Source organism: Epibacterium sp. MM17-32, assembly GCF_022348205.1.
Taxonomy (GTDB): Bacteria; Pseudomonadota; Alphaproteobacteria; order Rhodobacterales; family Rhodobacteraceae; genus Epibacterium.
Window position 1 is genome coordinate 89,837 of the sequence record NZ_JAKRFC010000001.1, and the last position, 25,246, is coordinate 115,082.

The 25,246-nt window shown below is 62.8% G+C and carries 25 protein-coding genes; 15 read left to right on the forward strand and 10 right to left on the reverse strand.

Annotated elements, in window-relative coordinates; genetic code table 11:
• Positions 1-93: 93 nt before the first annotated feature.
• Complete coding sequence (tyrS, locus tag MHM88_RS00440; protein WP_239358954.1) at positions 94-1,341, reverse strand: tyrosine--tRNA ligase; 1,248 nt, start codon at positions 1,339-1,341, stop codon at positions 94-96.
• Between the two features lie 142 nt (positions 1,342-1,483).
• Between tyrS and MHM88_RS00445 the strand changes: the two genes are divergently transcribed.
• Positions 1,484-2,611, forward strand: a complete 1,128-nt coding sequence (locus MHM88_RS00445) for an anhydro-N-acetylmuramic acid kinase (protein WP_239358956.1) — start codon at positions 1,484-1,486, stop codon at positions 2,609-2,611.
• A gap of 150 nt (positions 2,612-2,761) precedes the next feature.
• Here the strand turns inward: MHM88_RS00445 and MHM88_RS00450 are convergent, their stop codons facing one another.
• A complete protein-coding gene (locus MHM88_RS00450) occupies positions 2,762-3,202 on the reverse strand; it encodes a cupin domain-containing protein (RefSeq protein ID WP_239358958.1) in 441 nt (146 codons plus the stop codon).
• 79 nt (positions 3,203-3,281) lie between these two features.
• Between MHM88_RS00450 and MHM88_RS00455 the strand changes: the two genes are divergently transcribed.
• Positions 3,282-4,700, forward strand: a complete 1,419-nt coding sequence (locus MHM88_RS00455) for a YdiU family protein (protein WP_239358960.1) — start codon at positions 3,282-3,284, stop codon at positions 4,698-4,700.
• Positions 4,701-4,929: 229 nt separating this feature from the next.
• On the opposite strand, the gene MHM88_RS00460 is transcribed toward MHM88_RS00455, so the two are convergent.
• A complete protein-coding gene (locus MHM88_RS00460) occupies positions 4,930-6,264 on the reverse strand; it encodes a DEAD/DEAH box helicase (RefSeq protein ID WP_239358962.1) in 1,335 nt (444 codons plus the stop codon).
• A gap of 429 nt (positions 6,265-6,693) precedes the next feature.
• Here MHM88_RS00460 and MHM88_RS00465 point away from each other — a divergent pair, with 429 nt between their 5' ends.
• Together MHM88_RS00465 and MHM88_RS00470 are read left to right on the forward strand one after the other, a co-directional pair.
• A complete protein-coding gene (locus MHM88_RS00465) occupies positions 6,694-7,110 on the forward strand; it encodes a Fur family transcriptional regulator (protein WP_239321817.1) in 417 nt (138 codons plus the stop codon).
• A gap of 141 nt (positions 7,111-7,251) precedes the next feature.
• Positions 7,252-8,145 (forward strand): DMT family transporter, encoded by an 894-nt coding sequence (locus MHM88_RS00470; RefSeq protein WP_239321815.1) that lies wholly within the window; start codon positions 7,252-7,254, stop codon positions 8,143-8,145.
• Between the two features lie 2 nt (positions 8,146-8,147).
• On the opposite strand, the gene MHM88_RS00475 is transcribed toward MHM88_RS00470, so the two are convergent.
• Complete coding sequence (locus MHM88_RS00475; RefSeq protein WP_239358964.1) at positions 8,148-9,386, reverse strand: MFS transporter; 1,239 nt, start codon at positions 9,384-9,386, stop codon at positions 8,148-8,150.
• A 247-nt stretch (positions 9,387-9,633) separates the two neighbouring features.
• Between MHM88_RS00475 and eno the strand changes: the two genes are divergently transcribed.
• Both eno and MHM88_RS00485 read left to right on the forward strand, forming a co-directional pair.
• Positions 9,634-10,911 (forward strand): phosphopyruvate hydratase, encoded by a 1,278-nt coding sequence (eno, locus tag MHM88_RS00480; RefSeq protein WP_239321811.1) that lies wholly within the window; start codon positions 9,634-9,636, stop codon positions 10,909-10,911.
• A 133-nt stretch (positions 10,912-11,044) separates the two neighbouring features.
• Positions 11,045-11,644, forward strand: a complete 600-nt coding sequence (locus tag MHM88_RS00485; protein ID WP_239358966.1) for a GNAT family N-acetyltransferase — start codon at positions 11,045-11,047, stop codon at positions 11,642-11,644.
• A 16-nt stretch (positions 11,645-11,660) separates the two neighbouring features.
• Here MHM88_RS00485 and MHM88_RS00490 read toward each other — a convergent pair whose 3' ends face one another.
• Positions 11,661-12,554, reverse strand: a complete 894-nt coding sequence (locus tag MHM88_RS00490; RefSeq protein ID WP_239358968.1) for a LysR family transcriptional regulator — start codon at positions 12,552-12,554, stop codon at positions 11,661-11,663.
• Positions 12,555-12,657: 103 nt separating this feature from the next.
• Between MHM88_RS00490 and MHM88_RS00495 the strand changes: the two genes are divergently transcribed.
• Positions 12,658-13,950 (forward strand): Xaa-Pro peptidase family protein, encoded by a 1,293-nt coding sequence (locus tag MHM88_RS00495; protein ID WP_239358970.1) that lies wholly within the window; start codon positions 12,658-12,660, stop codon positions 13,948-13,950.
• Between the two features lie 134 nt (positions 13,951-14,084).
• Complete coding sequence (locus tag MHM88_RS00500) at positions 14,085-14,495, forward strand: hypothetical protein (protein WP_239321803.1); 411 nt, start codon at positions 14,085-14,087, stop codon at positions 14,493-14,495.
• Between the two features lie 19 nt (positions 14,496-14,514).
• Here the strand turns inward: MHM88_RS00500 and MHM88_RS00505 are convergent, their stop codons facing one another.
• Positions 14,515-14,964, reverse strand: coding sequence for an N-acetyltransferase (locus tag MHM88_RS00505; protein WP_239358972.1), 450 nt, complete (start codon positions 14,962-14,964; stop codon positions 14,515-14,517).
• Positions 14,961-15,902 (reverse strand): nucleoside hydrolase, encoded by a 942-nt coding sequence (locus tag MHM88_RS00510; protein WP_239358974.1) that lies wholly within the window; start codon positions 15,900-15,902, stop codon positions 14,961-14,963. Before MHM88_RS00510 ends, MHM88_RS00505 begins: the two co-directional genes overlap by 4 nt.
• Positions 15,903-16,035: 133 nt before the next feature.
• On the opposite strand from MHM88_RS00510, the gene MHM88_RS00515 reads away from it, so the two are divergent.
• Entirely contained in the window at positions 16,036-16,917 is an 882-nt protein-coding gene (locus MHM88_RS00515) for a hypothetical protein (RefSeq protein ID WP_239358976.1), read from the forward strand.
• Positions 16,918-16,941: 24 nt separating this feature from the next.
• Here MHM88_RS00515 and mazG read toward each other — a convergent pair whose 3' ends face one another.
• Entirely contained in the window at positions 16,942-17,760 is an 819-nt protein-coding gene (mazG, locus tag MHM88_RS00520; RefSeq protein WP_239358988.1) for a nucleoside triphosphate pyrophosphohydrolase, read from the reverse strand.
• Between the two features lie 63 nt (positions 17,761-17,823).
• On the opposite strand from mazG, the gene MHM88_RS00525 reads away from it, so the two are divergent.
• The 3 genes from MHM88_RS00525 (at position 17,824) to speB (MHM88_RS00535) (ending at position 20,986) form a co-directional block, all read left to right on the forward strand.
• Entirely contained in the window at positions 17,824-18,987 is a 1,164-nt protein-coding gene (locus MHM88_RS00525) for a M20 aminoacylase family protein (RefSeq protein WP_239358990.1), read from the forward strand.
• 89 nt (positions 18,988-19,076) lie between these two features.
• Positions 19,077-20,042, forward strand: a complete 966-nt coding sequence (gene speB / locus MHM88_RS00530) for an agmatinase (RefSeq protein WP_239358992.1) — start codon at positions 19,077-19,079, stop codon at positions 20,040-20,042.
• On the forward strand, positions 20,039-20,986 hold the full coding sequence (gene speB / locus MHM88_RS00535) for an agmatinase (RefSeq protein WP_065326618.1): 948 nt from the start codon (positions 20,039-20,041) through the stop codon (positions 20,984-20,986). Before speB (MHM88_RS00530) ends, speB (MHM88_RS00535) begins: the two co-directional genes overlap by 4 nt.
• Before the next feature lie 102 nt (positions 20,987-21,088).
• Here speB (MHM88_RS00535) and MHM88_RS00540 read toward each other — a convergent pair whose 3' ends face one another.
• On the reverse strand, positions 21,089-21,397 hold the full coding sequence (locus MHM88_RS00540; RefSeq protein WP_239358994.1) for a hypothetical protein: 309 nt from the start codon (positions 21,395-21,397) through the stop codon (positions 21,089-21,091).
• A gap of 72 nt (positions 21,398-21,469) precedes the next feature.
• Here MHM88_RS00540 and prfA point away from each other — a divergent pair, with 72 nt between their 5' ends.
• The 3 genes from prfA to MHM88_RS00555 all read left to right on the forward strand — a co-directional run bounded on the left by prfA (position 21,470) and on the right by MHM88_RS00555 (position 24,231).
• Positions 21,470-22,522, forward strand: coding sequence for a peptide chain release factor 1 (gene prfA / locus MHM88_RS00545; protein WP_239359772.1), 1,053 nt, complete (start codon positions 21,470-21,472; stop codon positions 22,520-22,522).
• Positions 22,519-23,355 (forward strand): peptide chain release factor N(5)-glutamine methyltransferase, encoded by an 837-nt coding sequence (prmC, locus tag MHM88_RS00550; RefSeq protein WP_239358996.1) that lies wholly within the window; start codon positions 22,519-22,521, stop codon positions 23,353-23,355. Before prfA ends, prmC begins: the two co-directional genes overlap by 4 nt.
• Positions 23,356-23,586: 231 nt before the next feature.
• On the forward strand, positions 23,587-24,231 hold the full coding sequence (locus tag MHM88_RS00555; RefSeq protein WP_239358998.1) for a DUF4167 domain-containing protein: 645 nt from the start codon (positions 23,587-23,589) through the stop codon (positions 24,229-24,231).
• A gap of 102 nt (positions 24,232-24,333) precedes the next feature.
• On the opposite strand, the gene rsmA is transcribed toward MHM88_RS00555, so the two are convergent.
• Positions 24,334-25,176, reverse strand: coding sequence for a 16S rRNA (adenine(1518)-N(6)/adenine(1519)-N(6))-dimethyltransferase RsmA (gene rsmA / locus MHM88_RS00560; RefSeq protein WP_239359000.1), 843 nt, complete (start codon positions 25,174-25,176; stop codon positions 24,334-24,336).
• Positions 25,177-25,246: the final 70 nt, after the last annotated feature.

A 25,246-nucleotide genomic window follows, 5' to 3' on the forward strand; every position in this document is an offset into this window, starting at 1 on the left:
ACATTCTGCTAACCCCAAATATCCCGGGGTGAATGGGCCGCAGGCCAAGAGGGGCAACGCCCCTCCTGACAGCTCTTGATCTGCGCGAGGCGCTCAGCCGTCGAGCTGCACCAGCGCGTGCCGTTTTTTGCCCGCAGAGAGCTTGATCGGCGACGCAAGCGCTGCCGCGTCGATCATCAAACCCGCATCCGTAAGCGGTGCATCATCGAGCCTTGCGCCATTCTCGGAAATCAGCCGCTTGGCTTCCTTGCCGGATTTGGCCAGACCCGATTTTACAATGATCTGCACGATCGACATACCGTCGCCCAGCTCTGCAGCCGAGAGCGACAGGGTCGGAAGATCATCGCCCACGCCGCCTTTCTCGAACACTTCGCGCGCGGTGGCCTCCGCGGCTTTGGCGGCTTCGGCCCCGTGCAGGAGCGTCGTGACCTCATTGGCGAGGATGATCTTGCCCTCGTTGATCTCAGACCCTTGCAGCGCGCCCAGACGGTCGCATTCCGCAACCGGCAGCTCGGTATAGAGCTTCAGGAACCGCCCCACATCGGCGTCGGTGGTGTTGCGCCAGAACTGCCAGAATTCATAGGCGCTCAGCATCTCGTCGTTGAGCCAGATCGCGCCACCCTGCGATTTGCCCATCTTGCGCCCGTCCGAGGTGGTCAGAAGCGGCGAGGTCAGGCCAAAGATCTCGTGATCCAGCACCCGGCGTGTCAGGTCGATACCGTTGACGATATTGCCCCATTGATCCGAGCCGCCCATCTGCAAAACGCAGCCATAGCGGCGGTTCAGCTCGAGGAAGTCATAAGCCTGCAGGATCATGTAGTTGAACTCGAGGAAGGACAGCGACTGTTCGCGATCCAGACGCGATTTCACGCTCTCGAAGGACAGCATCCGGTTCACCGAGAAATGCCGGCCGATGTCGCGCAGGAATTCAAGGTAATTGAGATCGTCCAGCCACTCGGCGTTGTTCAGCATCATCGCGCCGGTCTCGCCGTAGTCGAGGTATTTGGCAAATACCTTCTGCATGCCGGCGATATTGGCGTCGATCTGCTCCGGCCCCAACAGAGGGCGTTCGTCCGAGCGGAAGGAGGGATCGCCGACCTTGGTGGTGCCGCCGCCCATCAGGGTGATCGGACGGTGGCCGGTCTTTTGCAGCCAGCGCAGCATCATGATGTTCAGAAGGTGACCCACATGCAGCGACTGCGCCGTGGCGTCATAGCCGATATATGCCGTCTGCGTACCGCTCACCAGCGCCTCATCGAGCCCCTGATAATCGGTGCAATCCGCCAGGAACCCGCGTTCCATCATGATGGCGATGAAGTCCGATTTCGGATGGTAGGTCATAGCATGCCTCGGCTTTTGAATATGCAAGCGGCTGTATAAATCGCATCGCGAAGGGTTGGAACCTGTTTTCGGGACAAAATGCGCGGTGTAATATGTCTGCCAACGGGCGGGAAGGCCCGGTTTTGCAAGGAAGAGTGCAGCGATGGGCAAAGCCATATCCAAGTCAGGCCCGGTGCGGGCGTTGGGGGCGATGAGCGGGACGTCGCTCGACGGGGTGGATGTTGCGGTCCTGGAGACCGACGGACAGGCGATTTTCGGCTTTGGCGAGACGGGCTATCGCACCTATTCAAGCGCGGAACGTGAGGTGCTGCGGGCGGCCCTCGGCCAATGGAGTGGCGATGCGGTGACGGCTGCGGCACGGGTGGTTGAGGCCGCGCATATCGAGGTGATGAAGGATCATCTGGATGTGGATCTGATCGGATTTCACGGCCAGACGGTGGCCCATGCGCCGCGCTTGCAGGGCACGCTTCAGGTGGGCGACGGTGGCTCCCTGGCGGAGGCACTGGGGCGACCGGTGGTTTGGGACTTCCGCACTGATGATGTCAGTATGGGCGGCGAGGGCGCACCGCTGGCGCCGTTCTTTCACCACGCCTGCGCACGATACATTGGTGCAACGGAGCCGTTGTGTTTTCTGAACCTCGGGGGGGTCGGCAATCTCACCTATGTTGATCCGCGGGTGGAACGCCCCGAGGATGCGGGTGCTTTGCTGGCGTTTGACACAGGGCCTGCCAACGCGCCGATCAATGATTTCCTGCAGGCGCGTCTTGGCCTTCAGATGGATGAGGGCGGCAAGGTGGCCAGTGAAGGCGTGGTCGAGAATGGCGCGCTGGAGCTGTTTCTGGCAGAGCCCTATTTCTCAAGGATGCCGCCGAAGTCTCTGGACCGAAATGATTTTCCGGAAATGATTGGCCTTGTGACCGAGTTGAGCGATGCGGATGCCACCGCCACGCTTACAGCCATGTGCGCCGCTGCGGTGGCGCAGGGGATGGACCATTGCCCGGAGGCCCCTGCAAAGGTGCTGGTCACCGGTGGGGGGCGGCACAATCCGGTGTTGATGGAAATGCTCAGCGTGTCGCTGGATTGCCCGGTGGAGCCAGTGGAGGCGGTTGGGTTGGATGGCGATATGCTGGAGGCACAGGCCTTCGCCTATCTGGCGGTGCGGGTGGCGCGGGGCATGGCAACCTCCGCACCCCGCACAACCGGCGTGCGCGCCTGCGTCGGCGGCGGCATCGTGACGGTGCCCGAGGGCTGGACTGCGCGCGCCAGTTAATGTGTCTCTCAAGTACGGGGGGGCTCCCGCCCGTCGCGGGCAGCATGTGAAATGCACCCGCTCCCGTTGGGCCGAGCGCCGCGCAGCCGGAACGGCTGCGCGGCGCGGGTCGCTTCGGGCTTTGCCCGAAGCGAAATACCTCAGGCGTGGTTAGTTGCGTGGAATGTCAAAGCCTTCGGGCGCGAGGGTGAAGCCGGAAAACTCAAACCCCGGCGACACCGTGCAGCTGACCAATGTCCACGCGCCGGTGCTACGTGCGGCTTGCCAGTGATCTTTGGGAACAATCACCTGCGGGCGGCCCTCCCGCAGGTTTGGGGTCAGGAGGTGATCGCTGGCCGGGCCTTGGTCGGTCTCAGAACGAGAGAGGATGAGCGGCGCGCCTGCGTGATAGAGCCAGATTTCCGTGGCATCGACCCGGTGCCAGTGGCTGCGCTCGCTTGCGCCAAGCAAGAAGTAGATGCAGGTGCCACAGGGCCGAGACGAGGGGCCACGGGTGTCTTCGCCCGTTTCCTCAACCCAGGTCTGGCGGTACCAGCCGCCTTCGGGGTGACGTTCCAGTCCAAGGATCTGGATAATCTCATCTGCGCTCATGTCCTGCGTCATGCACTACGGCTCCGGAGTTGGTGTGATTGCGGGTGGCAATTCGGGTGGGACGGCATATGTTCGGCCCATGACCCTCGATATCCCGTTTGATAATACATATGCGCAACTTGCGCCTGAGTTCTACAGTCGGCAGGCCCCAACCCCGGTAAAGGCCCCTCGGCTCATTGCCTTTAATGACGCGCTTGCCGCCCGGTTGGGGATCACCCGCGGGCACGATGAGGAACTGGCCGACATCTTTGGCGGCAATGTGGTGCCCCCGGGCGCTGACCCGCTGGCGCAACTTTATGCGGGGCATCAGTTTGGCAGCTACAACCCGCAGCTTGGCGATGGGCGCGCGGTGCTTTTGGGCGAGGTTGTGGGCACCGATGACATCCGCCGTGATATCCAGCTCAAGGGCTCTGGTCCCACGCCATATTCGCGCAATGGCGACGGGCGCGCATGGCTCGGCCCGGTTCTGCGGGAATATGTGGTCTCTGAGGCCATGCACGCGCTTGGCATCCCGACCACGCGGGCGCTGGCGGCCGTGGCAACGGGCGAGACGGTCTGGCGTGAGGGCGGCTTGCCCGGGGCGGTTCTGACCCGCGTGGCGCGGAGCCATCTGCGCGTGGGCACCTTTCAGATCTTTGCCGCGCGCGGCCATCACGAGGCGCTGCGGACCCTCACGGACTACGCTATTGCGCGCCACTACCCGGAAGCGCAGGGGCCGATGGGATTGCTGCGAGCGGTGCGGGATGCACAGGTAGAGCTGATCTCCGCGTGGATGGGCGTGGGGTTCATTCATGGGGTGATGAATACGGATAACTCCTCCATCGCGGGGGAAACCATCGATTATGGTCCCTGCGCCTTTATGGATGTCTATCATCCAAACCGGGTGTTTTCCTCAATTGATCGCACCGGGCGCTATGCCTATGCGAACCAGCCGCAGATCGCGGTCTGGAACCTCGCGCAACTCGCCACGGCGCTGATCCAGCTGGAGGACGATCCCGAAAGCGTGCTGGATGAAGCAACCGAAATCGTCCACGCCATGCCGGATCTGTTGCAAGAAGCCTGGCTGCGCCGGTTCTGTGCAAAGATCGGCATCGGCACTGTCGCTGAGGGCGATTTGGAGTTGGTGAGCGATCTGCTGCAAGTGATGGCACAAGGCCAGGCCGATTTTACCAATAGCTTCCGTGCGCTTCTCGAGGGGAATGCCCGCGATCAGTTTCTTGAGCCTGCAATCTTTGACGCGTGGGAGGCGCGCTGGAAAGAGCGTATAAAAAGTGAAACGGATATCGACGCGCGGATGGCGCGCGCCAACCCTGTTCTGATCCCGCGCAACCACCGGATCGAGCAAATGATCGCTTCGGCGGTGGCTGGTGATTATGCGCCGTTCGAGCGTCTGATGACCGCATTGGCGGCGCCGTTTGAGAACAGCGAAGAATTTGCCGATCTGCGCCGCCCCCCTGCGGAGGATGAGGTGGTGCGGGCGACGTTCTGCGGCACCTGAACGGCGGGATCTGTCCCGGATCTTTCGTGTTAAGGCAAGAGGTTTTGCGCCGCGTTCCGCGTCGCCCGGGGGCGCAGGCCGCGCCTTTGGCGCGGCCTGCGCGGCCCAACGCTTTTGTTGGCGCTTTAGCGCCCATGAAAGGGACGGGAGAATGCCCGGGAGGGAGGCTCAAGATCCACGGATCTTGAGCCTGCGCGACGTAGTCGCGCTGCTCGAAAGAGCGCTTCGTTCAGGACTGGCGCCGACGCCGCCCGCCACCGCCAGCGGAATTCCGGGCTTCGCCACCACCGGGCTGCCCGTCGGGTTTGCCCCCGCCAAAGCGACGGCGCCCACCACCGGGCTTGCCGCTGCCTTTGCCACGGCCGCCACCGCCACCGGGGCGACCACGTCCGCCGCCACCACGTGCGGGTTTCGCGGCCGGATCGGGCAGCTCTTCCCAGGCGCGGCCCGAGGCCACGGGAATGGTGATGTTCATGGTCTTCTGGATCGCCTTCAGATCGCCGATCTCATCGGGGGCACAGAAGGCCACGGCCTGGCCGTCCTTGCCCGCACGTGCGGTGCGGCCGATCCGGTGCACATAGGCATCCGGCACATTGGGCAGCTCGTAGTTATAGACGTATTTCACATCCGGAATATCCAGCCCGCGCGCGGCCACATCCGTCGCCACCAGCACGGTGATCTCGCCTGACTTAAAGGCCTTCAGCGCTCGTTCGCGCTGGCCCTGGCTTTTGTTGCCGTGGATCGCCGCCGCCTTGAAGCCTGCCTTGTCCAGCACCTTCATCAGCTTTTCCATGCCGTGTTTGGTGCGGCCAAACACCAGCGTGCGCTCGCCATCATGTTTGGCCAGCAACTCCTTCAGAAGGCTGAGTTTCTCTGCCTTGGCAATGAAATGCACGGACTGGGTGACCTTGGCGGCGGGCTTGCCCGGAGGGGTCACTTCAATGCGCACGGGGCTCTTGAGATAGGCATTTGCGATCTCGTTCATCTGCTTGGGCATCGTGGCCGAGAACAGCATGGTTTGACGCTTTTCAGGCAGAAGTGCTGCGATCTTGCGCAGGGCATGGATAAAGCCCAGATCCAGCATCTGGTCAGCCTCGTCCAGAACCAGAAAGTCACAAGATCCAAGATCCAGCGCCTTGCGGTCGAGAATATCCAAGAGACGTCCGGGCGTGGCGACCAGAATGTCGGTGCCACGGGACAGGCGGTTGATCTGCGGATTGATGGAGACACCGCCAACCACCAGCCCGGTCTTGAGCGGGCTGCCTTCGGTAAGGCCACGCAGGGTTTCGGCGATCTGGTTCGCAAGCTCGCGCGTCGGGGCAAGGATCAAACCGCGCACGGTCCCGGCGGCGGGCTTGTGGCCATATGCCAGCATCTGCGCCACCAGCGGCACACCAAAGGCCGCGGTCTTGCCGGTGCCAGTCTGGGCGAGACCCAGAACATCCTGACCGTTCAGGGCATGCGGAATCGCGCGCGCCTGAATGGGGGTGGGAGTGTTAAAGCCCATGGCTTCCATGCGGGTGTGCAGGTGCTTGGGCAGGTCCATCGTGGAAAATTCAGTCATTCAACGTCCTCTCAACGGCTGCCGCTCGCAGGCGCACAGCCGTTTCGGGGGCAGGCGTTCAGCCCGTACCTCCCGATCATTCAGTGGGGCGGAGACCTCAGACCCGGACGGCCGCATGCCGTCTGGCCGATCTCTCGCAACTAGCCCCACGCGTGATCTTGGAACCATGGCATCCCTGATCAGCCCCCGATATGTCTGTGACGTCCTGCCGGGATCCGGCCGGAGATCACGCGCCGGTCCCTTGCGGGGCGGCGTGGTCACGGGGCTCTGCTCACGCGGCAGAGGGTATGCCTGAAGGCCAAATGGCGGCCCGTGCGGTAAATGTCAATGACCTGTTGTGTGACTTGGCTGTTTTCGACGGGGGTTGCATTCGCTAAAAAGAAGCGCCAAGCAAGCACCCCCGCATCGAGTGACAGGGATAAGACAGGCATGACCGACACGATCATTTCCCGCTGCGAGGCGCAGGGCCTGCGCATGACCGGACCGCGCCGGACCATTGCCCGCGTTCTTCAGGAAAGCCTCGATCATCCCGATGTCGAAGAGCTGCATGCCCGCGCCAACGCCATCGACAACGGGATTTCCCTGGCCACCGTGTACCGCACGGTGAAGCTGTTCGAGGAATCCGGCATACTCGACAGGCTGGAGTTCGGCGATGGGCGCGCGCGCTACGAGGATGCGGACCGGGACCATCACGACCACCTGATCGACCTCAACACCGGCGCGGTGATCGAGTTCTGCGACCCCGAAATCGAGGCGCTTCAGGAAAAGATCGCCGCAAAGCTGGGCTATCGCCTGAAGGGGCACAAGCTGGAACTTTACGGCGTTCCGATCAAGAACGACGGCTGATCGTCGCCCTTTCATCACGAATTGTCATGGCTGGCGTCACAAACTCTGGTGAGGCCGCGACGTTTTCCGGCTTGCGTCAACCGGTCGCATCGCGCGATGCCGAAGCAACCCCGACTTCGCCGCCGTATGAGGATGCACCCCATGGACAACGTTAAAGGTATTCTGCTGCTGCTGGTCGCCATGGTGGGATTTACCATCGAGGACCTGTTCATCAAGCAGCTGTCCGGCGGCTTGCCGGTGGGGCAGATCCTGATCCTGATCGGACTGGGCGCCGGGGTTGTGTTCTTCCTGGCCCTGACGGTGCAGCGGCAAAGCCTGCGCAATCCGGCAGCCTGGCGGATGATGCCCATCCTGCGGGCGCTGGCAGAGGGTGGGGCGGCAATGAGCTTTGCCACCGCGCTGGCGCTGGTGGATATCTCTGTGGTGGCAGCGGTGTTTCAGGCCACGCCCCTGGCGATCACCATGGGGGCGGCGCTGTTCCTCGGCGAGCAGGTGGGCTGGCGCCGCTGGAGCGCGATCTTTGTCGGCTTTGTCGGGGTGTTGCTGATCATTCGTCCCGGTCTGGAGGGGTTTGAGCCAAACGCGCTCCTGGTGCTGATCTCGGTGCTTTGCGTGGCGGCGCGGGATTTGATGACCCGGCGCATGAATGTCAGCATCCCGTCGTCGATCGTCAGCGTGCAGGCCTATGCGGCGGTGGTTGTGGCCGGGGCGCTTCTGTTGCTGCTCACAGGCGAGCAGATGGTCGCGCCGACCTCGTTCGAATGGGGCATGCTTGCCTGCGGCACGCTGTTCGGGGTTATTGCCTATTACGGTATCGTCACCGCGACGCGGATCGCCGATGCGGCGGTCATCACGCCGTTTCGCTATTCGCGCCTGGTGTTTTCGATGATTGGTGGCGCGATCGTATTTGCCGAGCGCCCCGATGCGATGACATTGCTGGGGTCGGCGCTGATCATTGCCACCGGGCTCTATACCTTTGTGCGTGAACGGCGTCTGGCCCGTCGCGCTGCGCGGATGGCGGTACAGCCCGCCTGATCTCAGGCGGGCGCCGCGATCAGCCGCCCGCGTGCCGCAGCGACACCGATCACCATGCAGAGGGTGGTGAGCAGGAAATATACCGCGATCCCATAGCCTTGCTTGTCAAAGCTGATACCAAGGTCGATCAGCAACCCGGTCAGGCCCGGCCCGACGGCGGTGCCAAAGACCATGACCGCCATCACCAGTGACTTGATCGCGCCGATGCTGCGGGTGCCGTAGACCTCGGCCCAGAACGAACTGGGCAGCACCGAATGCGCCCCGACCGAGGCGGCCATGCAGAAGAACCCCGCAGCCATGCCCACCCCGCTGGAGACGGTGGCAAAGATGACGAAGGCCGCGACCAGGGGCAGCTGATAAAGCGGCATCAGCCGTGTGGCGCCCCAGCGGTCCAGCGCCCAGCCCGCCACCAGCATGGAGACGACCGACATCACGGTGAAAAAGGGAAAATACGCCACCAGTTCCAGCAAGGTCCAGCCTTTCGTAGTCGCGAAATGGAGCTGGTGAAAGAAGAATGCCGTTGTAAAGGCCGCAGGTCCCAGAATGGACGGCACCATCAGCCAGAACACCGGCGAGCGCAGGGCCTCCCAGCGGGTCCAGTGGCGGTTGTCCATGCCGGTGCTGCTGACATCCTCTGAGGTGGATTGCGGCGTGCGTTCCTGCGACAGCAGCCGCACCAACACCGGCGCGCCGATCAGGCAAACGGCGGCGCTGACCAGCCAGAGCGTGCGCCAGTCCAGTATCGTCATCAGTGCCACAAAGATCAGTGGCAAAAGGGCCTGGCCGAGGGAAACGCCAAGGGCCGCAATCGACAGCGCCCGTCCGCGCGTGGCGACAAACCACCGCGCCATGGCGACGATCGCCAGATGGGTGCTCATGCCCTGTCCAAATAACCGCAGCGCGAATATCGACAGTGGCAAGACCCAGTAGCTGTGATTGAGCGCCATCAGCACGCAGGCCGCCGCCAGCCCGCAGAGCACGAGGGCACCGAGCTGGCGCACCCGCAGAATGTCCGACAGGCCCCCCGCCGCCACCATCACCAGGGCCGAGGCCGTGGTGCCCACCATATAAAGCCCGCCCCAGCCCGCATGGCTGAGACCAAACTCCGTCTGGATCTGTCCGGCAAAGACCGAGATGAAAAAGGTCTGCCCAAAGCTCGATAGAAAGGTCAGCAGCACACCCGCCGAAAGATAGGGCGCGTTGCTGAGGAGAAATTCGTGGAATCGGACGGGTTTGGACATGCGCGCATGCTTGACCTGTTAAGGATCGGGCGCAAGGGTGAGCGCTATCACTCCGAGGCTTCCCGGTCCTGCTGCGTCATTTTTGTCGTGGTGTGCAGGGCGGCAATCGGTGGGCTGGCGAAAATTTTCCAATGTTAGGGTTAAACCTCTCGAAATACATCCGTTAGCGATAACGCCTCCGGTTTACTTTTTACACGGGCTTGCTATGACCGGGGGCAAATCGTGTCACAGTGAGGGACCATTTGCGATGAGCACCATTATCGACATCCACGCCCGCGAGATCCTCGACAGCCGGGGCAACCCCACCGTCGAAGTCGACGTCGTTCTCGAAGACGGCACCATGGGCCGCGCGGCGGTGCCGTCTGGCGCATCGACCGGTGCCTATGAGGCAGTGGAAAAACGCGACGGCGACACGTCCCGCTACATGGGCAAGGGCGTGCTTGAGGCGGTTGCGGCCGTCAATGGCGAGATTGCCGATGAGCTGGTCGGCTTTGATGCCACCGAGCAGGTCTCCATCGACCGCGCGATGATCGAACTCGACGGCACCGACAACAAGAGCCGTCTGGGCGCAAACGCCATCCTCGGCGTGTCGCTGGCGGTGGCCAAGGCGGCAGCCGATTTCACCACCCAGCCGCTCTATCGCTATGTCGGCGGCACTTCCGCACGGGTTCTGCCGGTGCCGATGATGAACATCATCAACGGCGGCGAGCACGCGGACAACCCGATCGACATTCAGGAATTCATGATCATGCCGGTCTCTGCGGAAAACATCCGCGACGCGGTGCGCATGGGCTCCGAGGTGTTCCACACCCTGAAAAAAGAGCTCTCGGCGGCGGGTCTGTCCACCGGGATCGGCGACGAGGGCGGCTTTGCCCCCAACATTGCCTCCACCCGTGAAGCGCTTGATTTCATTCTGAAGTCCATCGAGAAGGCCGGCTACAAGCCCGGCGAGGACATCTATCTGGCGCTCGATTGCGCGGCGACCGAATACTACAAGGACGGAAAATACGTCCTGTCCGGCGAGGGCAAGACGCTGACCTCGGAAGAAAACGCCGCCTATCTGGCAGCATTGGTTGCGGATTACCCGATCATCTCGATCGAGGACGGCATGTCCGAGGATGACTGGGACGGCTGGAAGGCGCTGACCGACCAGATCGGAGACAAGGTGCAGCTGGTCGGCGACGATCTGTTCGTGACCAACCCGGTGCGTCTGGCCGAAGGCATCGAGCGCGGCTGTGCCAACTCCATGCTGGTGAAGGTGAACCAGATCGGCTCGCTCACCGAGACCCTGCAGGCGGTCGATATGGCGCATCGCGCGCGCTATACCAATGTGATGTCGCACCGCTCGGGCGAGACCGAGGACGCCACCATCGCCGATCTCGCCGTCGCGACCAACTGCGGTCAGATCAAAACCGGCTCGCTGGCGCGGTCTGACCGGCTCGCGAAATACAACCAGCTGATCCGCATCGAGGAAACCCTCGGCGAGATCGCGGAATACGCCGGTCGTTCGATCCTCAAGGGCTGAGCATCCCGCCTTTGACCGTGACAGGCGCCCCGGAGAAATCCGGGGCGTTTTTCGTTTTAGGGCAGGGGGTTGTGCTGGGCTCTTGTGGTGAACTAGCCTGTGGCAACTGACCTTTGACCCGTTGGAGGACCCCATGACCCTGCCTGATGGAATCACCGAGCTTGCGCCCGGTAAGATCGCTTCGGTGGTGACCTATCTTGAGATGACCCAGCGCCCCGAGCCGCGCGCGGTTCCGGATCTGCCGGAGCTGAGTGTGCAACTGCATGACGCGCCCTCTGCCGAGGCCTATCTCAACCTCTACCGTTTGGTCGGGGAGGAATACCTGTGGTTCTCGCGGCTGATGATGGAGCCCTCGGCACTGGAGGCGCATTTGGCATCGGACAGCGTCGAAGTCTGGACCGTGCAAAAGGATGGCACCGACCTCGGGCTACTGGAACTGGAATGGATGCAGGACGGGGCCTGCGAGCTGTCGTTTCTGGGGCTGTCGCCTGCCTTGACCGGCGGTGGCGTAGGCCGGTGGCTGATGGAACATGCGCTGGAGCGCGCGTTCAAGCGACCGATCTCGCGGTTCTTTGTGCATACCTGCACCCTCGACAGCGCGCCGGCGCTGGCGTTCTACATCCGGTCGGGCTTTGTGCCCTATCGGCGCGCGGTGGAAATCGCGGATGATCCCCGGCTGACCGGGCTGATCCCGGAAAGCTGTGCGCCGCATGTGCCGCTGGTGCGGGTCTGACCGGACCGAAGCGGGGTCAGCGTGCCAGGAGGCTCCTGTACAGGCGGGTTGCCGCGTCGGACAGGGGGCGGTTGGCCTGATGGGCCAGATAGTAGCCATTGCGCGGGTGCGGCAGCTCCGGCAGCAGCGGCACCAGCGCCCCGCTGCTGAGTTCGAAATCGAGGAGATGGCGGCTGCCGAGCGCAATGCCATCCCCCTGTAGCGCCCGGCCGATGGACTGCGCATAGGTGCGGCAAGGTAGGGTTTTCCACCCCGCCAGGTTGGGCAAGCCCGGCCAATTCTGCCAGTTGGTCCAATCTGGCGAAAGACGGTCAAATGTCAGCAGCGGCGGCGCGGTTTCGGGAGCGTGATCGGCCAGACACCGATCCGGGCGCATTAGGGCTGCGACCTCCGGGGCGGCGACCGGCAGCATGACATCGGCAAACAGCGAAACGCAGTCCATGCCCTCCCAATGGCCATTGCCGTAGAGAATGGCGAGGTCGTTGCCGCCATCCAACAGCGCCCCGATCTGATCCGTGGTGACCATTTCCACCGGCGCGGCCTCGGCCGAGAGGCCAAAGCTGCGCAAACGGGGGGTAAGCCAGAACAGCGAGACGGCGCTGTTGGTGGCGATCCGGACTGCTGCGTCCGGGCGCTGGATCAGGTTCGAGAGGGTCATCTCGGCAAAATCCAGCAACAGGCTGGCGTGGTCGCGCAGGCTCTCGCCCTCGGCGGTGAGCCGCAGTCTGCGCCCATCGCGCAGGAACAGGGCGCGACCGAGATGCGCCTCCAGCTGCTGGATGCGTTTGCTGACGGCGGTCTGGGAGACCAGCAACTCCTCCGCCGCGCGCGAGAAATTCATGTGCCGCGCGGCGGCCTCAAAGAACATCAGCCCGTCCAGAGGCGGCAGGTTCCGGCGATAGTTTTTCATAACCATAGGTTGGGAAAATGGCCGGGAATTTGGAATTTCACAAGCCCCCGCGTGCTGCGTCAGACTGGCGCCAAGCAAACGCACCTTGAGAAGGATCTGCCCAATGGCAAATTTCGACTGGCACGCAGAACGCAGCGACCTGAGCGGTATTGCGCTCCTGGACCGGGCACCGGAGAGTGAGGGGATCGACCTGAAGGCCGTGCGTCTTTACCGGCTGGGGCAGCTGCGCAAGGAAATGGCAAAGCGCGGCGTCGGCGCGGTGATCCTGTCGGATCCGATCAACATCCGCTACGCCACCGGCACCCGCAACATGCAGGTGTTTTCCATGCGCAACGCGCCCTCGCGCTATCTGCTGGTGACCGAGGCCAAGACGATCCTGTTCGAATTCACCGGCTGCCTGCATCTGGCCGATGGGTATGAGACGGTGGACGAGGTGCGCCCGGCGATGACCGCCTCTTTTGTGGCGGCGGGGCCGGAGATCGCCGAGCGGGAGCGCAAATGGGCCCGCGAAATGGGTGATCTGATTGCGTCTCTGGTGGGCAAGGGCGCCACCGTCGGCATGGAGCGGATGAATGCGGGCACGGCGATCGCCATGAAGGAGGAAGGCTTTACCATCGTCGATGCGCAGGAGCCGGTGGAGATGGCCCGCGCGATCAAATCCGACGAGGAGATGAAATGCGTGCGCGCCTCCTTGCGGGCGACCGAGGTCGGGGTGCACAAGCTGCGCAATGCGCTGCGCCCGGGGCTGACGGAGAACGAACTCTGGTCGGTGCTGCACAAATCGGTGATCGAACAGAACGGCGATTATTGCGAAACCCGGCTGCTGAACGCGGGCGAGCGGACCAATCCCTGGTTCCAGGAGACCGCCAACCATGTGATCGGCGAGAACGAACTGGTGGCGCTGGACACCGATGTGGTGGGCTGCCACGGATATTACTCGGATTTCTCGCGTACGTTTCACGCGGGTCCGGGCAAGCCGACCGATACCCAGCGCGCGCTCTACCAGACGGCGGTGGAGCAGGTCTATCACAACATGGGCATCCTGAAGGCGGGCATGAGCTTTCGCGACTATGCAGACCGCGCCTGGGACATCCCGGCGAAATACTACGCCAACCGCTACTACCTGTCCTCGCACGGCTGCGGCATGACGGGGGAGTATCCCTACCTCTATCACCACGGCGATTTCCCGGATGCGGGCTATGACGGGGTGATCGAGGCCGGCATGACCATCTGCGTCGAAAGCTACATTGGCGAGGAGGGCGGTCGCGAAGGCGTCAAGCTGGAACAACAGGTGCTGGTGACCGACAGCGGCATCGAGCTTCTGTCCGAATTTCCCTTTGAGGAGAGCCTGATGGACAGCGGATTTGATGCCCCTTTCCCGCTGCCGAAAATCTAGGCGATCCGGCCACAGGTTGCGGGGCGGCAGGGCGCCTGTCCCCCGTGATATATCTTTTGTAACGACTTTATGACACGCTTGACCACGTCGCAAATCAAGAACTGCGACACCTCGTAACCTTTTGGAGGTGTGTCATGTTTCGAGTAAACCGCCTGTCAGCCGCGCTGATGGCAAGCCTGATCGGCGCGGCGGTTGTGCAGGCACCACAGGCAAATGCAGGCTGGAGCCGGGTTCCCGGCGGGCTGCGATTGGATGGCGAGATCAACGCGGTCGATTTCGGCGCTTTCCTGCATCATTTTGAGGCCGCCATGCTGGAAGAGCCGCGCTATGCGCCGATCGCCATCTGGTTGGCCGGGAGCGGCGGCGATGAGGCCGCAGCCCGACGGATTGCAGGCATTCTGGCCGTTGCACAGGATCAGGGGGTCCGGCTGGCCACCGTCATGGCCCAGGGCCACGCCTGCGACGGGGCCTGTTCGATCCTGTTCGCCGTCGGGGATGAGCAGATCGCCTCTGCCAGCGGCACGCGCCTGATTTCCGGCAACTGAGCGGTACCGGGCGCGCGGACTACAGTTTGCGGCTCATCAGCACGTAGCGCTCGCGCGCCTCGAACCGGGCGCGGGAATACAGTTTGACGGCGGCTTCGTTGTCGCGGTCGACTTCCAGATGCAGCGCATGCACGCCGGCCTCGGCGAGGGTGCGGGGCAGGGCGTAGAGCACTTCGGTGGCGATACCGCGCCCGCGCACGGCGGGGCGGATGAAGAATTCGTCGATCATCCCGTCCAGCCCGCCAAATTCCACCGACCAAGTGAAGGTCACGATGATATAGCCGATCGGCGCGCGCACCGGCCCGATCAGGTAGATCGCCCCATAGGGGATCCCTTCAAGGAGCGGCAGCAGCGCGCCGCGTCGCTGCTCATCAGTGCTGTCGATGCCCTCTTCGGCGTGAAACCCCTGGACCAGCGTCAGCAGCTTTTCCAGGTCTTCGGGACGGGCCAGATGCAGCGAGGCGCTCATAGCCGCCCGAGCCGTTCGGTCAGCAGGGCAAAGAACCCATCTGCGTCGACCTCACCGATGAACAGCGCATTGGCCGGGCGATCCGTGACGCGCCACCAATCGGCAACCGTCATCCCAAGCGTCAGAGCCGAGGAGGTTTCAACCTCGACATTGACGCGACGACCGGAGAACAGCTCTGGCCGGATCAGATAGGCGATCACACAAGGGTCATGCAGCGGCCCCCCTTCGGAGCCGTATTTTTCAACATCAAACCGTTCAAAGAAATCAAGCATCTCCGCGGTGAAACTGCCGACGCGGCTGCGAAGGTCGCGAAAGGCCTGAACCCGTGCGCGCGAGGTCAGCGCCTTGTGGGTCACATCGAGCGGCATCATGGTGACCCTGACACCGGAGGCCAGAACCTCCTGCGCCGCCTCGGGGTCGACGTAGATGTTGAATTCGGCGGCGGGGGTTATATTGCCAACCTCGAAATAGGCGCCCCCCATCAGGACGATTTCCTGAACCCGATCAATGATATCGGGCGCTTTGCGAAAGGCCGCGCCGATATTCGTCAGCGGCCCGAGCGGGCAGAGCGTCACGGTTCCGGCGGGCTCGGCGCGCAGGGTGTCGATGATGAAGTCGACCCCATGCTGGTCCTGCAAGGGCATGGTGGGCTCAAACAGGTCGGGGCCATCGAGGCCGGTGCCGCCATGGACGTGCTCGGCTGTCACAAGCGCACGTTCCAGCGGCGCATCGCAGCCGGCAAAGACCTTGACCTCGGGCCGGTCTGCCACCTCGCAGGTGATGCGGGCGTTCTTCTGCGTCAGCGCCAGCGGTACGTTTCCGGCCACCGTGGTGATCCCCAACAGGTCAATCTCTTCAGGAGAGCCAAGCGCCAGCAGGATGGCAACCGCATCGTCCTGCCCGGGGTCGGTATCAATGATAATCTTGCGGGGGGACATGGTCGGTTGATGCTCCTCGGCTTGTTGCGCGGACCCTCGCAGCCCGGGTGGGATTTGTCCACCTGCGGAGGAGGCAGACAAGCCGGAAAACGCCTGATACTAGTGACACGACAATCGCGAGAATACGGAAACCATGGCCCGGCAGTATTTCCTCCATCTTGGCGCCCATCGCACGGGCAGCAGTTCGTTTCAGCTGTGTCTGCATGAAAACAGGGCCAGTTTACAGCAGCATGGCTATGCGGTCGCCTTTCCGGCGCGGGACGGAATCCGGGCCGGGCAATTGGCGTTGCGGCTGCCCGCGCCCCGGCACGGCTCAAAGGACGCTGCCAAAATGGCCGAGGCGGCGCGACGCCATCTGACCGAGGACATCGCGCCCGATGCGGATCGCAACATCCTGCTGTCGGAGGAGAATATCCTGGGCAGCATGGTGCATTTCCAGAATGCCACCTTTTATCCGGCCTCTGAACAACGGCTGACCGCGCTGCGGCAGGCGCTCGACGGGCCGGTGCAGGCGGTTCTGTTTGTGGTGCGGGACTATGGGCCGTTCTTTCGATCCTGCATTCGCAAACGGATGGAGGAGACGGTGGAGACGGATTTCGAGGCTGCCGCCGCCGCCTATCTGGCCATGGATCGCGGCTGGGTGGAGGTGCTGCGCGAGGTGCGCGACATCTTGCAACCATCGCGGTTGGTGGTGGCGCGGCATGAGGACAGGCATGGGCGTGTGGATCTGCTGCGCCAGCTCGCCCCGGGACTGGAGGATGCAGCGCTTACACCGCCGAGCCGGTCTCTGAATACCTCGGCCACGGATCGGGCCCTTGTTGAATTGCAGGAGATCTACGGCGAGGGGGGCAAACTGTCGCGCAAGGACCGGCGCGCGGTGATCGACGCCGGCCAGAACGACCCGGAGCCGCTTGGACTGACGGAATTCACCACCCGAGAGCTGCGTTCGTTTTTAATGCGTTACGAGCGTGACCTGATGCGGTTGCAACAGGAGCCGGGGATCACCTTGATCTAGCCGCGATCTGCACCGCGCGCGTGGCTATCGCGCTTTTTCCTCGGCCTTCACCGCGTTCCAAAGCGCGTCCATTTCGTCCAGGTCACTGTCCTCCGCGCGCTTGCCGCGGGTCGCAAGTTTGGCTTCTACGCCTTTGAAACGGCGCGTGAATTTGGCGTTGGTGCGGCGCAGGGCGGCTTCGGGTTCAACGCCGAGATGACGGCCCAGATTGGCCATCACGAACAGAAGGTCGCCAAACTCTTCTTCGACTTCATCCTGAGTGAGGTTCTCCTGGGCCTCGACCAACTCGGCAGATTCTTCGGCGATCTTGGCCAGCACGTTCTGGGCGGACGGCCAGTCAAACCCCACACGTGCGGCGCGTTTCTGCAGTTTGTAGGCCCGCAGCAAGGCGGGCAGCCCCACGGCAACACCATCCAGTGCGCCAGTCTCTGCCTTGGCAGCGCGTTCGGCGGCCTTGATCGTCTCCCAATCCTGGGTTTGCTGGTCGGCGGATTTATCGCGGCTCTCGTCGCCAAACACATGCGGATGGCGCGAGACCATCTTGTTGGACATGGTGGTGACCACGTCCTGAAAGGTGAAATGCCCGGCTTCCTCGGCCATCTGCGCGTGAAAGACCGATTGGAACAGAAGATCGCCCAACTCGCCTTTCAACTCGTCCCATTTTTCGCGCTCAATAGCGTCGGCGACCTCATAGGCCTCTTCTATGGTGTAGGGCGCGATACTGGCAAAGCTTTGTTCGATATCCCACGGGCAGCCGGTTTCGGGATCGCGCAGGCGGCGCATGATTTCCAAGAGCCGCTCGATGCCTGCGGTTTCGTCGTGGATCAACCTGTCGTCACTCATTGCACCTGCCCGGGATTTCGTGTTCTGCTGCATCATCCCGACTATTTGACAGGAGTCCACCCCATGCCGGTCGTGAACCGCATCGCCGATTATGCTGAAGACATGAAGACCTGGCGACGCCATCTTCACCAGATCCCTGAGTTGGGATTGGACACCGTAAAGACCGCCGCATATGTGACTGAGATCCTTGAGACATTGGGCGTTGATGAGATCCACGGAGGGATCGCGCAGAACGGGATTGTGGCCATCATCAAGGGTCAGGGCGAGGGGCCGACCCTTGGCCTGCGCGCGGATATGGACGCGCTGCCGATCACCGAGGTGCGCGATCTGGACTACAAGTCCCGGGAGCCGGGTAAAATGCATGCCTGTGGCCATGACGGGCACACCACGATGCTGCTCGGCGCGGCGAAATATCTGGCCGAGACGCGCAATTTCAAAGGCCGGGTGGCGCTGTTGTTCCAGCCCGCCGAAGAGGTGATCGGTGGCGCGCAGATCATGGTCGAGGAAGGCGTCATGGAGCGCTTTGACATCAAGGAAGTCTACGCGTTGCACAATGCGCCGGGGCTACCGGTTGGCCATTTTGTCACCACGCCGGGCGCGCTGATGGCGGCGGTGGATGAGTTTACCATCAACATCAAAGGGCTGGGCGGTCATGGCGCAATGCCGCATGAGACCCGTGATCCGGTGATGGCGGCCTGTGGCATGGCGCAAGCGATCCAGACCATCGTCAGCCGCAACCACCATGCGACCGAGGATCTGGTGATTTCCGTCACTCAGATTCACACTGGCACCGTCGACAATGTGATCCCGGAAACCGCCTATATCAACGGCACGGTGCGCACCTTCAATCCGGAGGTGCAGCGCATGGTGATGGCGCGCTTTGATGAGATCGTGAAGGGCTGTGCGGTGGCTTACGGAGTGGACGCAGAGCTTGATTACGCGGTTGGGTATCCGGCCACCATCAATGATGCGAAAAAGGCAGCCTTTGCCACCGATATTGCCCGCGAAATCTCTGGCGATGCCAATGTGCAGGGGGATGCGGGCCGCGAGATGGGGGCGGAGGATTTCTCATATATGCTGCAAGCTCGTCCGGGGGCTTATCTGTTCCTTGGTCAAGGCGACACCGCCGGGCTGCATCACCCGGAATATGATTTCAACGATGAGATCTCTCCGGTCGGGGCGTCGTTCTTTGCCCGTCTGGTGGAGAAAGCACAGCCTTTGGCGTGAAATCGCAATCGGCGGCGGGCTTTCGGATGACAAGTCCGCCTGCATTGGCTAGGACGTGAGCATAACCCGAGAACAGGGAGCAGTCCGACATGGCGCTGGAAGACGCAAAAACACAGGTCGATCAAGCCTTTACCCGCGAGGATCTTAAGGGTCTCAGCTTTGAGAATACCTTTGGCGGGGCAACATCGTTTCTGCGACGGCGCTACAGCAAGGATCTGACCCATGCGGATATCGCGGTCACGGGCATCCCCTTCGATCAGGCGGTGACCAACCGGCCCGGCACCCGGCTTGGTCCGCGCGCGGTGCGTGAGGCATCTGCCCTGCAAAGCCCGGATGCGCCTTATGGGTGGGACATATGTCCTGCAAGCGAACTGGCGATTGTGGATTACGGCGACATGGCATTTGATTATGCCAATGTCCCGGCCTTTCCCGACACGCTGACGAACCATATCCGGGGCATTCTGGCGGCCGAGACCGCTTCGGTTGCGATTGGCGGCGATCATTATGTGAGCTTTCCGATCCTGAAGGCCTACGCCGAGAAATACGGGCCGATCTCGCTGCTGCATTTCGATGCCCATAGCGACACCTGGGCCGATGATGATTTCAGCCGCGTCGATCATGGCACCATGTTCTACAAGGCTGTGAAATCCGGCATTATTGATCCCGCGACCTCGGTGCAGGTGGGCATTCGCACCACCAATGAGGACAATCTCGGCGTGCCGACCATCGACGCGCCCACCGTGCATGAGATCGGCCCTGTCGAGACCGCGCGCCGGATCCGCGAGGTTCTGGGCGACCGGCCGGTCTATCTGACCTTTGACATCGATTGCCTTGATCCGGCCTATGCGCCGGGCACTGGGACACCGGTCTGGGGCGGTCTGACCACGGCGCAGGCAGAGGCGATCCTGAAGGGCCTGCGCGGCATCAACATTGTGGGCGGCGATATCGTCGAGGTCTCTCCGCCCTTTGACACCACTGGCGCCACCGCCATTGCGGGCGCCCATGTGGCCATGAGTATTATCTGCCTTCTGGGCTGGAGGATGACAGGACGATGAGCGAGTTCAATCAACCCATCAGCGGCAATGATCTGGCACGGTTTTCCGGGCCGGGGACGTTTATGCGACTGCCGCAGGCCACCTCGCTGGAGGGGCTGGATGTGGCCATTCTGGGCGTGCCAATGGATATTGGCACATCCTGGCGGTCCGGCACCCGGTTTGGCCCCAAACAGATCCGCGCCGAGAGCGCGATGATCCGCCCCTATAACATGACCACGGGCGCGGCACCGTTTGAGACCCTCAATATCGCCGATATTGGCGATCTGGCGATCAACACCTTCAACCTTGCGGACTCCTTGCGCATCATCGAGGAAAGCTATGATGCGATCCTTGCCTCTGGGGTGATGCCGCTGGCGATGGGGGGAGATCATTCGATCACCCTGCCGATCCTGCGGGCGATTGCGCGCAAACACGGCCCCGTCGCGGTGATCCATGTGGATGCCCACGCCGACGTCAATGACGAGATGTTCGGCGAGAAGGAAACCCATGGCACGGTGTTCCGCCGTGCCTATGAGGAGGGCTTGTTGGAGGCCGACAAGGTCTATCAGATCGGTCTGCGGGGCACCGGCTATGGGCCGGATGATTTCAAGGAACCACAGGGCTGGGGCTTTCAGCATTTCCTGGCGTCCGAGCTGTGGAACCGTTCACTGCACAATATGGGCGCGGAAATTCGCCGCGATATTGGCGCGCGTCCGGTCTATATTTCCTATGATATCGACAGTCTTGATCCGGCCTTTGCGCCGGGCACCGGCACGCCTGAAATCGGCGGGCTGACCACCATGCAGGCGCTGGAGCTGATCCGGGCCTTTAAGGGGCTGAATGTGGTGGGCTGCGATCTGGTGGAAGTGTCGCCGCCCTATGACCCGTCCGGCAATACTGCATTGGTGGCGGCCAACCTGATCTACGAGCTTTTGTGCATCCTGCCGGAACGCGCATCCGAGTAAAGACAAGCCCAAGCGGGGGAAGCTCCCGCCCGTCGCCAGATCAGCATTGCTGATCCGCTCTCGTTGGGCCGGGCGCCGGGCTATCGCCCGGCGATCATCGCCCTAGAGGCGCGGGAGTGTTTGGGGCAGCGGGCTGAAATGGTTTGCCGCCGAGAGACAGCCATCCTCGACCTTGCGCCACATCGGCACATTCAGCGACATCTGGCACTGCGCCATGAACATGCGCCCGTCCACCTGCAGGCAGATGGTTTCGCCCAGCTCAATGCGCCCGCCCTGGGTGTCGGTGCAGTAGCAATCAATGGTTTTGCCGCCAGGGCCGGTGACATCGGCCCGCGCGAATGGCGCAATAGCAGCCCCGCCCGCAAGAGCGGCGCAGGCTGCAAACCGGACAAGACCACTGGCATGTTTCATGGCTCTAGCCTATCACAGGTGAAGCCCCGCGCCAAAGCAAGAGGCGCACCCAACAACGAGACACGCCACGACATGATCCCCGAAGACCGGCTGGAACAGATCCTGCAACGCTATCAGTACCTTGAGGCCGCAATGGCCGATGGGGCAGGCGGCGACATTGCAAAACTCGCCAAGGAGTATTCCGACCTGCGCCCGGTGGTGGAGCAGATCAGCGCCTATCGCCAGCTGCTGAGCGATCTGGCCGAGGCCGAGGAAATGCTGGTCGATCCGGACATGAAGGCGCTCGCAGAAGAAGAAATTCCTACCCTGAAAGCGGCGTTGCCAGAGGCGGAACATGCGCTGCAACTGGCGCTCCTGCCCAAGGATGAGGCCGACAGCCGTGCGGCTATCCTGGAAATCCGTCCCGGAACCGGGGGCGATGAGGCGGCGCTGTTTGCCGGTGATCTCTACCGCATGTACAGTCGCTACGCCGAGGCGCAGGGCTGGAAGATCGACGTGATCGAAGAGCAGGTCTCGGAACTGGGCGGCCTCAAGGAACTGGTGGCGCGGATCAATGGCGATGGTGTCTTTGCCCGGCTCAAGTATGAGAGCGGCGTGCACCGTGTCCAACGCGTACCTGTCACCGAGAGTGGCGGGCGCATTCACACCTCTGCGGCCACGGTGGCGGTGCTGCCCGAGGCCGAGGACGTGGACATCACGATCGACGCCAATGACCTGCGCATAGATACCATGCGCTCTTCCGGTGCGGGGGGACAGCACGTGAACACCACCGACTCGGCGGTGCGGATCACGCACCTGCCCACGGGGCTGGTGGTGACGAGTTCCGAGAAATCCCAGCACCGCAACCGCGAGATCGCCATGCAGGTGCTGAAAACCCGGCTATATGATCTGGAGCGCCAGCGCATCGACAGCGAACGCTCAGCGGATCGTGCCTCTCAGGTGGGGTCGGGGGATCGGTCGGAACGCATCCGCACCTATAATTTCCCACAAGGGCGCATGTCGGATCACCGGATCAACCTCACGCTTTACAAGCTGGAGCAGATCATGGGCGGCGATCTGGATGAGATCATCGATGCACTGATTTCCGAACATCAGGCGAAACTGCTGGCGGAGATGGGACAATGACCACCACCGCCGCGCAGGCCATGGTTGCTGCGACCGCACGTCTTCGGGCCGCCGGGGTGGATGATCCGGCGCGCGATGCCCGGGTGCTGTTGGCCCATGCGGCGCGGATCGAGGCAGCGCGGGTGACGCTGATCGCACCCGAGGAGCTCTCGCACGAGGTGGCGGAGCGCTATGACCAGCTGATTTCCCTGCGCGCGATCCGGGTGCCGGTGTCGCATCTGATCGGCGAGCGGGATTTCTACGGGCGCCGCTTCAAGGTCTCGGCGGAGGTGCTGGATCCACGCCCGGAAACCGAGACACTGATCGAGGCGGCGCTGGCGGAACCGTTTGAACGTGTGCTGGACCTCGGCGTGGGCTCGGGCTGCATCCTGGTGACGCTGCTCGCGGAACAGCAGGGCGCGCTGGGGCTGGGGGTGGATCTGAGCGAGGCCGCCTGTTTGCAGGCCAGCGCCAATGCGGTGTTGCACCGCGTCGAGGCACGGGCAGACATTCGCCAGTCCGACTGGTTCTCCGCCGTCGAAGGCCAGTTCGACCTGATCGTTTCCAACCCGCCCTATATCGCGCTGGACGAGATGGACGGGCTGTCCGCCGAGGTGCGCGATCACGAGCCGCAGATGGCGCTCACGGACGGGGCCGATGGGCTCAGCGCCTATCGGTTGATCTGCGCGGGGCTTGGGCGTCATCTGGCGCAAGGGGGCCGCGTCATGGTGGAAATCGGCCCGACCCAGGGGGCGGCTGTGGCACAGATGATGCGGGCGCAGGGGCTGGTCGATGTCGTGGTGCTGCCGGATCTGGATGGCCGGGATCGCGTCGTTTCAGGGCGAAAATCGTGACATTCCGGCCCATTTGCCCTATATTTTGAGGTGTCAGAGCAAAAAGAGTCAAAAAACCACGGCTCCCCCCTTGTTTGTGACGGTGGAACGTGGTTACTCAAGGTGTCGCTGTTGCAAGAGGACGTCAACGGACCTCTCGGCGACGCCAAGCCCAAAAAAGTTCGCAGGCCCATGCGCAGGATGCGCGGTACGCGGTCTTCGACAATTAGAACCAAGGCTGACGTTAGGCATATGAGATCGTCAAAATCACGTTCGCGTTCGAAGTCGAACCGTAATCGCCCGAATGGGGCCAATGTTGTCAACCGCGTGTTCGACAGCTCTGGGCCCGAGGGCAAGGTTCGCGGAACGCCGCAACAAATCATCGACAAATACAACCAGCTGGCGCGCGATGCGCAGCTTGGGAATGACCGTGTGGCCACTGAGAACTTTCAGCAGCACGCGGAACATTACCTGCGCATGCTGAACGAAGCGCAGCGCGAGATCGAAGCCAAGCGCGAAGAGCAGGAACGCCAGAACCGCGAACGTCAGGCCGAGCGTGACCGCGAGCGGGCAGAGCGTCTGGAACGGCAGGAGCGCGAAGCGGCAGAGGCTGCTGCGGGCGATGGGCCTCAGCCCGAGATCGCCGATCCGCGCGAGTCCGCGGCACCTGCATCGCAAGAGGACAGCGGCCTGGTGGAAACCCCCGAAGGCAAGACCTCTGGTGGAGAGGCTGCACCTGCCAAGAAAGCGCCTGCGCGCAAACCGCGCAGTCGCAAACCGGCAGCCCCCAAGGATGGGGAGACCGGCGAGGGCAAACCGGAGGCCGAGGCCAAGCCGAAACGCAGCCGCGCCAAACCCAAGCCAAAGCCGGATGAGCCGCAGGAAGCCGCCGAATAAGGCCCATCCTGTCCATGCGAGACAAAAGAAAACCCCGCTGCACGAGCTGCGGGGTTTCTTGTCATTCCGGGCGTGTCTCTGGCGGTTCTGGCCGCGGACGCGTCAGGCCTGCGCGAGGCTGCGGGCAAGGGCGCAGAACGCCTCCAGGCTGACTTGCTCGGCGCGTTCGGTTGGCGGAATGCCTGCGGCGTTCAGGTGATCCTCGATCTGCGGCGAGACGCCTTTGAGCGAGGCGCGCAGCATCTTGCGGCGTTGGTTGAAGGCCGCAGCCACCACGCGGCTGAGGATGGCCGCATCGGCCGGGAAACGCGGCTCTGGCAGGGCCGTCAGATGCACCACGGCGCTGGACACTTTGGGTGGCGGCGTAAAGGCCCCCGGCGGCAGCGACAGGGCGATCTTGGCCTCCGCGCGCCACTGCGCAAGGATCGCAAGCCGCCCGTAAGCCTTGGAGCCGGGTTGCGCCACGATCCGTTCGGCCACTTCGCGCTGGAACATCAAGGTGAGGCTTTGCCAGAAAGGCGGCCAGTCCTTGGGCGTCAGCCAGCGCACCAGCAGCTCGGTGCCGACGTTGTAGGGCAGGTTGGCGGCGACGCGGATCGGGGGCGTCAGATGCGCCAGCGGGTCGATCTCCAGCGCATCGCCATTGATCACCTCCAGACGCTCCGGATAGGCGGCGGCGATCTCCGCCAGAGCGGGCAGACAGCGCTGGTCCTTTTCGATCGCCAGCACCTTGCGGGCGCCTTCGCTCAGCAACCCCCGTGTCAGACCGCCGGGACCGGGGCCGATTTCCAGCACGTCACAGCCGGTCAGATCCCCGGCCTGACGCGCGATCTTGGCGGTCAGATTCAAATCCAGGAGGAAGTTCTGGCCCAGCGATTTGCGGGCCGAGAGCTGATGGGTCGCGATGACCTCACGCAGCGGGGGGAGATTGTCGATGGCGCTCATGATGGGTCTTCATAAGGGGCGGATACCGATCTGGAAAGCGGCTTTTGTTGTGAAACGGTGCGCAGGGCAA